General features: G+C 40.1%; 16 protein-coding genes. 10 read left to right on the forward strand and 6 right to left on the reverse strand.

All coding sequences use genetic code 11. From position 1 onward, the window contains the following. The 5 genes from EUAN_RS11785 to EUAN_RS13010 all read left to right on the forward strand — a co-directional run. The coding region (locus EUAN_RS11785) for a DUF4829 domain-containing protein (protein ID WP_211266369.1) at positions 1-305 on the forward strand (305 nt) is incomplete at its 5' end. Between the two features lie 79 nt (positions 306-384). After that, positions 385-924, forward strand: coding sequence for a signal peptidase I (gene lepB / locus EUAN_RS11790; RefSeq protein ID WP_071064756.1), 540 nt, complete (start codon positions 385-387; stop codon positions 922-924). 179 nt (positions 925-1,103) lie between these two features. Further along, positions 1,104-1,292, forward strand: a complete 189-nt coding sequence (locus EUAN_RS11795; RefSeq protein ID WP_071064722.1) for a hypothetical protein — start codon at positions 1,104-1,106, stop codon at positions 1,290-1,292. Between the two features lie 50 nt (positions 1,293-1,342). Further along, positions 1,343-1,567, forward strand: coding sequence for a hypothetical protein (locus tag EUAN_RS11800; protein ID WP_071064758.1), 225 nt, complete (start codon positions 1,343-1,345; stop codon positions 1,565-1,567). Positions 1,568-1,644: 77 nt separating this feature from the next. Next, positions 1,645-1,776: a hypothetical protein gene (locus EUAN_RS13010; protein WP_281182100.1), complete on the forward strand. Its 132-nt coding sequence runs from the start codon at positions 1,645-1,647 to the stop codon at positions 1,774-1,776. Here EUAN_RS13010 and EUAN_RS11805 read toward each other — a convergent pair. Next, entirely contained in the window at positions 1,757-2,014 is a 258-nt protein-coding gene (locus tag EUAN_RS11805) for a Mor transcription activator family protein (protein WP_071064760.1), read from the reverse strand. The two genes, EUAN_RS13010 and EUAN_RS11805, sit on opposite strands and share 20 nt — an antisense overlap. A 136-nt stretch (positions 2,015-2,150) precedes the next feature. Here EUAN_RS11805 and EUAN_RS11810 point away from each other — a divergent pair, with 136 nt between their 5' ends. Together EUAN_RS11810 and EUAN_RS11820 are read left to right on the forward strand one after the other, a co-directional pair. After that, complete coding sequence (locus EUAN_RS11810; protein ID WP_071064762.1) at positions 2,151-2,768, forward strand: N-acetylmuramoyl-L-alanine amidase; 618 nt, start codon at positions 2,151-2,153, stop codon at positions 2,766-2,768. Between the two features lie 701 nt (positions 2,769-3,469). After that, positions 3,470-4,222, forward strand: a complete 753-nt coding sequence (locus EUAN_RS11820) for a helix-turn-helix domain-containing protein (protein WP_071064766.1) — start codon at positions 3,470-3,472, stop codon at positions 4,220-4,222. Between the two features lie 428 nt (positions 4,223-4,650). On the opposite strand, the gene EUAN_RS12390 is transcribed toward EUAN_RS11820, so the two are convergent. The 5 genes from EUAN_RS12390 to EUAN_RS12720 all read right to left on the reverse strand — a co-directional run bounded on the left by EUAN_RS12390 (position 4,651) and on the right by EUAN_RS12720 (position 6,831). Next, entirely contained in the window at positions 4,651-4,818 is a 168-nt protein-coding gene (locus EUAN_RS12390; RefSeq protein WP_084655931.1) for a helix-turn-helix domain-containing protein, read from the reverse strand. 3 nt (positions 4,819-4,821) lie between these two features. After that, positions 4,822-5,157, reverse strand: coding sequence for a hypothetical protein (locus EUAN_RS11825; RefSeq protein WP_071064768.1), 336 nt, complete (start codon positions 5,155-5,157; stop codon positions 4,822-4,824). Continuing rightward, the gene (locus EUAN_RS11830; protein WP_071064770.1) at positions 5,150-5,917 is read right to left on the reverse strand and encodes a ParA family protein; all 768 of its coding nucleotides are present in this window, start codon (positions 5,915-5,917) and stop codon (positions 5,150-5,152) included. The genes EUAN_RS11825 and EUAN_RS11830 overlap by 8 nt, the downstream gene beginning before the upstream one ends. A gap of 141 nt (positions 5,918-6,058) precedes the next feature. Beyond that, entirely contained in the window at positions 6,059-6,658 is a 600-nt protein-coding gene (locus EUAN_RS11835) for a DUF6036 family nucleotidyltransferase (RefSeq protein ID WP_071064772.1), read from the reverse strand. Positions 6,659-6,660: 2 nt separating this feature from the next. Then, on the reverse strand, positions 6,661-6,831 hold the full coding sequence (locus EUAN_RS12720) for a hypothetical protein (RefSeq protein WP_169817393.1): 171 nt from the start codon (positions 6,829-6,831) through the stop codon (positions 6,661-6,663). Between the two features lie 266 nt (positions 6,832-7,097). Here EUAN_RS12720 and EUAN_RS11840 point away from each other — a divergent pair, with 266 nt between their 5' ends. The 3 genes from EUAN_RS11840 (at position 7,098) to EUAN_RS11850 (ending at position 8,825) form a co-directional block, all read left to right on the forward strand. Next, positions 7,098-7,898 (forward strand): tyrosine-type recombinase/integrase, encoded by an 801-nt coding sequence (locus EUAN_RS11840; RefSeq protein WP_169817394.1) that lies wholly within the window; start codon positions 7,098-7,100, stop codon positions 7,896-7,898. Further along, positions 7,895-8,155 (forward strand): hypothetical protein, encoded by a 261-nt coding sequence (locus tag EUAN_RS11845; protein WP_071064776.1) that lies wholly within the window; start codon positions 7,895-7,897, stop codon positions 8,153-8,155. Before EUAN_RS11840 ends, EUAN_RS11845 begins: the two co-directional genes overlap by 4 nt. Before the next feature lie 166 nt (positions 8,156-8,321). Beyond that, positions 8,322-8,825: a hypothetical protein gene (locus EUAN_RS11850; protein ID WP_071064778.1), complete on the forward strand. Its 504-nt coding sequence runs from the start codon at positions 8,322-8,324 to the stop codon at positions 8,823-8,825. Positions 8,826-9,076: the final 251 nt, after the last annotated feature.

Here is a 9,076-nt window from a genome sequence, read left to right on the forward strand (position 1 = left end):
AAGTAGATAAAGCAATAGATACTGTAAAGAATAATTTTGACTTTCCTGCAGCTACTCTAACAAAAATATGGTATGACGAAGACAAATCCGATTCTCTTGTTACGCTTTATTTGGAAACTGGTAAAGGCTTGGCAAGTGGAATTAAACCTGAGAATACTATTGTCTTGTTATCAAGCTTTGATGTTGATGATTCGGGGGAGAATGGTAATCCTGTTTTAGACCCAGGTACGTATACAGATTATCAGTGGGTTTTGATAAGAGATAATCCAACAAGTGATTGGAGAATTGATGATAGGGGTTATTAAGAATAAATAGTAAATCTAATTTTTGAATAGTTTTCAATCTTACTAAAATACGAATTATCATAAGGAGGAAAGTTGAGGCATGAAGTTAGCAATTAACCGAAGTACCGTAATTGAATATTCAAAAAGCATAGTTATAGCAGTAATTCTAGCTTTTTTTCTAAAGAGCTTTTTCTTCGAAACTATTGTTGTGGAAGGAACATCTATGCAACCGACTCTAAGCACTGGAGATAGAATTTTTATAAGTAAGTTAGAATATAATCTAAATCTAAAACGCTTTAAAAAAGGTGATGTAATCGTATTCGAAGCCCCAGATAAGGACGCCTCTTATATAAAAAGAGTTATTGGATTACCAGGCGATATAGTAAAAGTGGAGGATGGTAGTGTATTCCTTAACGGAGAGAGATTAGAAGAAAATTATATAGACGAAGACTCTTATACGACTTCCGATAATGAGAGCAGAGAAACATTAGTTGGCGATGAAGAAATATTTGTTATAGGAGATAATAGAGCTCTTGGTGCTAGTAAGGATAGTCGAAGATTTGGAAGTATAAAGCAAGAAAGTGTTCGTGGAAAAGCTGTGATAAGGTTTTTTCCATTCAATCAAGTCAACGAATTGTAACTTAGAATTTTATAAAGGTGCTCTTTTAGAACAACGCATATTTATTATATTGCGAACCAAGCCGGAGAAGCCTCTCCGGCTTTAACTATTCCACCAAACCACTTTCCTAAAGCACTTTCCCTACACCTCTTATCCTTTCTTTGAGATACTGGTATCAATAAACGAAAGGGGGTGCTACCATGCTGCCACTTAGTATAGCAATCAAGTTCACGGACGGACTTGGCAAGGTCAAAACAAGGACTCTACAAGGAGTAAGGAAGGATCTCACGGACACGCAGATAACTGACTTCGCCATAAACACGCCAGAGCTGATGGGCTTTCTGGAAGTAAACAGCGCGGTGCTTACTACTAGAAGAGCAATAGTATAGCTTTAGCCGGGGGGAACACAGTAAAATAGGAGAGGGGAGGTGCGGAATAGATGGAACTTCTAAGAACAGATTTACAACTGGAGGTTGTGCTCGCTAACGGGGAAGAAGACAAGTTTCTAATAAGGGACGTAAACCCTGAAATGTCAGATCTCTATGTGACAGAGATGGCGGGCATAATAGCAAGTACGTTTGAAATCAAGGGGCAGAACATAACCAGAGTAAAAGACGTTAGTATAATTAAGACTAACAGGGTTCAACACGAACTGCCAGCATAGATCTAGAATGCGAAAAAGCCGAGATTCCTCGGCTTTTTCTTTGTTAGTGGGGAAATGCTATTTCGGGGGGTGTTTCAGTGGAAATTCTGGAACTTCTAAAAGATGGAGAGCTTGCCAACAGCGGCGTACTTGGGGTTGTATGCCTCGCGCTGCTTGGACTGGTCATAGAACTGGTCCGGGAACTCGTAATCAACTACCACAAGAAATAATCTGCCTTACCGCTACAAGCGACAGGTCGTATTTCCTGGAAATCTGACTATAGGAATATCCATTCCTATAGTCTTTTTTTATGCTCTCGTTTCTACGGTGCCTTGTGGTCGTCTTGTGGGTCGGTATGTAGACCGTGGTCCCTCCGAACTCCTTGGACAGCTCTATGGCCTTCTCCATTCCAACTATAGCAGCTATCGTTTGAAATCCTTCAGGCAACGAGCTAAGTCCTTTTTTCATACTTTTCTCTCTCCTTTCAGATCCCAAAAGTAAATCAGTTTCCATAATTGGTAGACAATTTCCTGTTTATATTGTATCATGTATTCGATGTATTTTGGTAGGTTTTTATGTGTTTTTCTTTAGAAAGGAGAATTCAATGCTTCCAATACAGTTCTATCCTATATTCCACAACCACAACAAAGGGACCAACAAGCCCAAGTATATAGTGGTACATGACACTGGCAACCCGAACGCCGGAGCCATAAACCATTGGAAATACTTCGGGGGTGGAAACAGGAATGCCTCGGCGCACTACTTCGTGGACAACGAGAACATCATTCAAATCATAAAAGATGAGGACTCTGCTTGGCACTGCGGCGACGGGAAAGGAAAGTACGGCATCACTAACAACAACAGCCTGTCCATAGAGATATGCCTTACAGGAAATCTAGAGAAGTCCATAGCTAATGCCCGGGAACTTACTGAGCACCTTATGTCAAAGCACGGCATACCAATCGAAAATATTGTCAGACATTACGACGCCAGCAGGAAGACTTGCCCTCGCAGCATGAGCGGCAACGACTGGAAACGCTGGAACGTATTCAAAAGCGAGCTCGCCAAAGTCTCGCCCTCAATACCTAAACCCAATAAATCTCCAAACCAAGAAGCTTCATTTCGCGTACAGGTAGGAGCGTACTCCAAAAGGGAGAACGCCCTCAATATGGTTTCCAGGCTTAAAGCAGCCGGATTCGATGCGATTATAAAGACGAACTAAGACGGCAGAAGAGCCAGGTCTAGCTTTGCTGTGCGGTTTTTTGCGCGCCTACAGCTTGCTGGTGCTTGAAGCGTAGCCACAGGCCACTTCCCCGCCCGCGCTCCCTTGCGGTCGCCGGCGAAGCCTCCTGTGCCACCGGAATCTCCCGGGTGCGCCAGTGCCTGAGACTGGCGAGTTGGGGGCTTTTTCAGAGTCCCTTCAGCAACAAAACGGGGCTTTTGTGCCACTCGGCAGAGCCGAGCGATCCGCTCCGCTGTGGCAATGCTCCACCACAAAAGCTCCGTTTTGTACAACTCGCATTTGGACACATACTGTTCGTCTTCGAAAGTTCCGGGGCCGTGCTCCGCACCGCCCCGGCCATAGTCTCAACTTTCTATACAGGAATGGGTTTAAAACTTTGGCGAAGTTTCCTGCATTTCAGGGAACTAGAAAAGGCCCGGCATCCGCCGGACCTTGAAATTTCTTGTATATAGAAATCTTTAGTGATATAATTATGACAATAAAATAAACGGCATAAACACAAACGAGGCACTCTCTCCCCTACCAAAGTTTGAGAATACCTCTTACACATGCCAAAACCTTAAGGTTTTTTTGACTATTTATTGTTCTATTATAGTGTACTTTGCTATGATAGTCAATAATTTAGAGTAAATTTACCTCCGGTTTTGGCATGGGTTCATGCCAAATTGGAGGTTTTTTTGATGAAATCATACGATATAAACGCCGTGGTATCGGCGAACATGGCAGAGCAATACGGACTTACATTTATGGAACGTGGCTTCTACGAGATTTTGAGAAGCTTCAAATGCAATACAGAACATACTGCGACTCCTGGAATAGGCACTATAGCCAAGGCCATGGGGTGCTGTAGAAATACGGCGAAAAAATACATAGATAAGCTGGTGGAGAAAGGGCTTATCTGGAAGACAGAGCGACCTGTAGTCCGTCCAGACGGCAGGAAGTGGAACGACACTCATCTCTATACTTTCGTGGCCGAGAAGCACGGAAAGCCTGTATTCCAGGAGTCCAGAGATGTCAAAGTCCAAACAGAGAGCCCTTACCAGAAGATAAAGACTACTTTCGAAGAAGCCAGAAACGAGCTTAGAAAGCTTCACGGAAAGGAGCTTTGCGACAGGGCGTTCAAAATCTGCATCAGAAACCTAAGGACAGGTGTCACAAGCTACGTGAAGAATCCACTCAACTACATGAAGTCGGTTATAAAGAACATAGTCAAGGAGTCTGCGCTTGAGAAGGCCCAAAAGGAGTACGCGAACAGCTTTGACGAGTCGGATGTCAAAGACGAATCTAATGCAAAAAAACAGGAAAAGCCAAGATATGCTGCGCCTTACAGCCAGCCTAGAAAAACGGCTTTCCACAACTTCGAGCAACGTTCAAGCAAGTACAGCAACGACGATCTGGAAGCGCTTATAAAGGAGAAGAACGGTCGGAGATAGAATCGCCTCCGAATATTCTTCAGTCGGACCAGCTACATAGATTTTTTTAAAGAGGTTTCCCGAACCTCTGCTTTGTCATGTTCAGATTTATATCCTCTTTGCAACTTTCCCAGCTTTTGTCACCTCACTCCAGACCCACTTCTAAAACTCCCTAGTTTAATTCTATTTTAAGGATAAATATTCCTTATTCTCTCATATTTTTGACCAGGTAATTCTTTGAACTATTAATTTTCTGCAACCAAACTAATTATAGTCTTGTTAAGTTGTGTCTAGAAAAACCTAGAAGATTCATTTAAGAAAAAAAGATGCAATTAAAAAAAGAAGGTGCTCTAAATATAAGCAACCCTCTTTCACAATCCACCGCTAAACTTCTTGTGTATCGTGTGCATATTGTACTTCTTGTGTATTGGATATTCTTCATGTAATATTTACTTTCCATTCAAGAAATCTTCTAAATCACTGTGCTTGACTCTCCACTCTTTGCCGATCTTCACGGCTTTGAGTTTTCCCGACTTTATATAGTTGTAAAGAGTCCGCTGAGTAACTTTTAAAATAGGCTCTACTTCCTTCAGTGTGTAAACTTTCAAATCGCTCATTTGCTAAACTCCCTTCAATATCTCTTTGGCTTTGTCTACAATGTCACTTTTCTTGGTGCAATCCTTTGCAACAAGGTTATTTACATATTGAGTAATACTAATACCCTCAAGACGGCTCATAAGCTGGAGATATTCTAAGTTCTCTGGACTAAAAGCCATGTTTATTCTAGGAAGCTTCTTCCCTTTCTTACCCTGTGTAGGATGAACTTCTTGTACTTCTTGTGTATCGTGTGCATCTTGTACATGTTGTACCTCTTGTACTTCTTGTGCATTAGAATCGCTATCTACAGATATAAATGCCAGTGCAGGGTTATCGTCTTTAAAGCTTTTTTTACTCATATAGGTTGCTCCTTTCTAAAACTTCATCTACAAAGTCAAGATAGTCTAAAGCCGGATTGCTTTTAGGTGCATAGCTGAATATGTCCTGTTTTTTAGCCTGGGATTCTCTTATGGCGATTCCCTCTCTTATAAATGTATTGTATATGGAAGTTCCAAGCTGCGAAGCTGTGTCTTCAATAATCTCTCTCATATCTCTATTTAGAATAGTTCTCTCGTTGTGCCTTGTAAGAAGTATTCCCTGTATCTTTAAGTTTGGATTGCAGTAATCTCTGACAGCTTTTATAGTGCTGTACAGTTGCCCAACACCTTGAATACTATATATCTCAGCTATAGCTGGAATCACTGCGAAGTCGCTAGCTGTAAGCGCATTTACTGTTATAATTCCAAGGGCAGGCGGGGTGTCTATAACTATGAAGTCATATTGGCCTTTTATAGGCTCCAACACTTCCTTAAGTCTATATTCTTTGCCGGTGCTGCTTAGCTCTATGTCCAGCCTCGACAGATCTGAGCTGGAGGCGATCATATCTCCTGAATCAGACTTCTCTATAGCCCCAGATATATCAGATTTCTTGGTAAGTGCATCATACAACGTACTTCTTGTACCTCTTGTACTTCTTGTGTATGTTGTGTTTCCCTGCGGATCAAGGTCTATCAGTAGTGTTGATTTGCCTTTAAGACTTAATCCGGCGGCCAGAGCTTGTGCAGTAGTGCTCTTTCCCACGCCGCCCTTCTGGTTAATTATGCTTATAACAGCGCTCATGATTTTCCCTCCTTGTTTTACATTATATAGACTCGAACTAAACTTCTTAACTTTATTCTATCATATATATTCATAAAAACAGCTTTATTTTCATATAAATTATTATATAAAAACCACCATCACTTTATTCAGCAATAGTGGTTAATTTGAACTCAGACCCAATTCTTCTATGCACTTTATCACTTCATTGGCTTCAGATTTAACTTCCGATCCTCTGCCGACTGTAGTCATATAATCTATATCTAATTCGTTAAAATACGTCTCTATTATAAACATAGCCCAGTATCTTGAGTCATGTTCCTTCCAATGCAGGTATGCCCTGATTCTGTCCATTATTATATCTTCTCTAGAGATGACTTTTACATATAGTTCATCATCTATGTCGATTTTTTCTACCTTATCATATGCCCCGGCCAAACCCTCGTAGGCTATATCCATGGCATCTACAGCAACCATCAAATCACTATTGTAGTAGTGTCTACCTTCAGAATTGCTAAAGCCTAACTCTTCTAGAATAGATTTTACTTTGTCAATGTCTCCAGACAGAAAATCGATATCTCTAGTTGCATAGTCAGAGTTAGTATATATTTCAACTGAAAGGCCGCCAACTATTATAGGTGGACTTATATCCTTTGACTCTAGCACTTTGGTTAAAACTCCAACTGTCCTTATCATTGTATTGAACTTTTCTTCAGGATCAAGCTTCTTAAGATACTGATTTGCCCATTCTATATCGTACATAATTAATAGTAGCCCCTAACGGCGAACGTATCCAATATATCTTGCTCTGCTTTAGCTCTAGGTTTTCTTCTATTCTTCTTATAGTTTCCATCTGTGTTGCACAGATCAGCTATACGCTGTAATCTTGCTTCTTTATTGTGGCTTGTTTTAATTTTGATTTCTGAGAGTGTCATAGATATTCCTCCTCCGTATATCTAAAACAATAAACACTAATATTAATACTAATACTAATACTAACATTAACATTAACATTATACCATAGAATACATTATTTCAAACGTTACAAATTCAATGCCTGGAAGAGCTGAAATATATTCTCGTATATACTACATTCCAAAAACCAAACAACATAACTAGGTATTATGGTGCCTTTTGCCCAAATTTAGTATATAATAGAGATATTTAGAACCTAATATTTCAATATATGGGAGCTGACAAAATGAAAAATCTAAGTGCGTATAGGGAAGATCTGCTGTTCAGGGAACTCACTGAAAGCACTATAAGGAAGTATCTAAAGGACGTCCAGGACTTTCTGGAGTTTACAGACGGGGCGGAAGTCTCTATGGAGCTGCTGATCCAGTACAAAAGGGAGCTATTAGACAATTTCAAGCTGTCCACGGTGAACAACAAAGTCACCATAGTGAACAACTACCTGAAGTTCTGCGGCCTAGACCTCAAGCTGAAGCAGGAGAGGCAGCAGCGAAAGACGTCGTTGGACAATGTTATAACTGAAGGCGAGTTCTGGAAGCTGATAGGGACAGCGGAGAATCTGAAAAAGATCAGGCTTAAGTATATAATGCTGACTCTCTACTACACCGGCATGAGGGTATCGGAGCTGGAGTTTCTGACGGTGGAGTCGCTTAAAAACGGCTATATGGATGTCAAAAGTAAGGGGAAGCACAGGTATATACCGCTTTCTGAAAATCTTGTAGAAGATCTCAAATATTATGTAAACTCGACAGGCATAAGCTCCGGTACAATATTCCGCACTTCCAACGGCCACCCGATAGACAGGTCGAATATATTCAGACAGCTGAAGGAAATAGCCAAATTCGCCGGAGTCAGTGAATGTAAGGTCTACCCTCATAGCTTCAGGCACCTTTTCGCAAAGCAGTGGCTGCGCCACAACAACCAGAACGTGCTAGAGCTTGCGAATATACTCGGGCATAGCTCGCTTGAGACTACGAGGATTTATACTACGCTGTCGATTGAGGAGCAGAGGGAGACGATAAGATTTTGACAGATGATAGTTTTAGTGTGGGTTTTGTCGGCTTTGCGGATGGTACTCTTTTAAGAGCAAAAACCGGTCATATCAACGTGTTCACAGAAGATGTGGCCGGTTTTTACACATATCTCGGCGTCCCCCGATTTAGAGAAGTCGAGCTGACTGTGCTGAAAGCCTTAGTAAAAGAAAACTTAAGCGTAGAGGACATATCTAAACAAATGAGAAAATCCATAAGAGCTGTAAAGTATAATCTTAGACTCTTAAATGAATGAAATGGAGTAAAATCTCAAGTTCCCCGTTTTCGGCGATGTCGAGGGGAAAGGAAAAGGTCGTGAAGACAGAGAAACTATGGCTTCTTAAATTAATTGTATTGGAAACCTCTATTTGGTAAGAGTAGATAAGTATATTAAACTATGGTGAATGAGGGGGAATTTGGACATGAAAAAAAAGAATGCTGTTATAATGGCTATATCGCTGACATCTTTAATTTGTTTAGTACTTTTTGCTTTTATTAGCTATTACACTTCGATGAATAGAAAGATATCTAAAGATTTGAATTCTAGTATTCCTATCACTTTAGAATTCGAATATAAAGACAGTCATCATTGGTTCTTAGGAGATGGTGCTACTATAGCTAAAGCAAAACTAGAAGATGATGATATAATCAAAATAATGGAAAAATCAAAGCGGGAATGGTTAAAAACACCCATTCCAATTGAAATACAAGAAAGAGTATATGGTAACGAATTTAATGAGGCTTTGATACAAGACGCCTTGATACCTGAAGTAAAGAATGGATATTGGACTTTTTTGGATAGGTATAGATTGGATAATGGATTGGAAACTGAACCGAATGTGTACTATGAAAATACAGGTAACTATAGTTTAGGAGTAATAGACTTAGATAATAATATTTTATACTATATTAAATTTGATAGTTAAAATTGTATAAAATAACCGTTTTTTTATTTATCTGAGGTATCCGTGATGCAAACCTTCTATGGTTATTCCATAGTGACTTGTACTAGTAGGGGTACCGTCCTATTTATGCGGATTAACAACGTTAAGAAAAATAAATTACATAAAAGCTTGTTTTTTCCAAAGATTCAATACGGAAAGAACAAGCTTTTTATATCTTTAGCCAAGCACTAGGGGTCTTAGTGAATCCAGTGAAATGGCCTGCTCAGAGTTGA

Source organism: Andreesenia angusta (assembly GCF_001855385.1).
GTDB classification, from domain to species: Bacteria; Bacillota; Clostridia; order Tissierellales; family Gottschalkiaceae; genus Andreesenia; species Andreesenia angusta.

What these genes read in the sequence shown, in the direction of transcription:
- lepB (WP_071064756.1), top strand. Translation starts at nt 385, where the DNA reads ATGAAGTTAGCAATTAACCGAAGTACCGTAATTGAATATTCAAAAAGC.
- EUAN_RS11795 (WP_071064722.1), top strand. Translation starts at nt 1,104, where the DNA reads ATGCTGCCACTTAGTATAGCAATCAAGTTCACGGACGGACTTGGCAAG.
- EUAN_RS11800 (WP_071064758.1), top strand. Translation starts at nt 1,343, where the DNA reads ATGGAACTTCTAAGAACAGATTTACAACTGGAGGTTGTGCTCGCTAAC.
- EUAN_RS11805 (WP_071064760.1), bottom strand. Translation starts at nt 2,014, where the DNA reads ATGAAAAAAGGACTTAGCTCGTTGCCTGAAGGATTTCAAACGATAGCT.
- EUAN_RS11810 (WP_071064762.1), top strand. Translation starts at nt 2,151, where the DNA reads ATGCTTCCAATACAGTTCTATCCTATATTCCACAACCACAACAAAGGG.
- EUAN_RS11820 (WP_071064766.1), top strand. Translation starts at nt 3,470, where the DNA reads ATGAAATCATACGATATAAACGCCGTGGTATCGGCGAACATGGCAGAG.
- EUAN_RS12390 (WP_084655931.1), bottom strand. Translation starts at nt 4,818, where the DNA reads ATGAGCGATTTGAAAGTTTACACACTGAAGGAAGTAGAGCCTATTTTA.
- EUAN_RS11825 (WP_071064768.1), bottom strand. Translation starts at nt 5,157, where the DNA reads ATGAGTAAAAAAAGCTTTAAAGACGATAACCCTGCACTGGCATTTATA.
- EUAN_RS11830 (WP_071064770.1), bottom strand. Translation starts at nt 5,917, where the DNA reads ATGAGCGCTGTTATAAGCATAATTAACCAGAAGGGCGGCGTGGGAAAG.
- EUAN_RS11835 (WP_071064772.1), bottom strand. Translation starts at nt 6,658, where the DNA reads ATGTACGATATAGAATGGGCAAATCAGTATCTTAAGAAGCTTGATCCT.
- EUAN_RS12720 (WP_169817393.1), bottom strand. Translation starts at nt 6,831, where the DNA reads ATGACACTCTCAGAAATCAAAATTAAAACAAGCCACAATAAAGAAGCA.
- EUAN_RS11840 (WP_169817394.1), top strand. Translation starts at nt 7,098, where the DNA reads ATGAAAAATCTAAGTGCGTATAGGGAAGATCTGCTGTTCAGGGAACTC.
- EUAN_RS11850 (WP_071064778.1), top strand. Translation starts at nt 8,322, where the DNA reads ATGAAAAAAAAGAATGCTGTTATAATGGCTATATCGCTGACATCTTTA.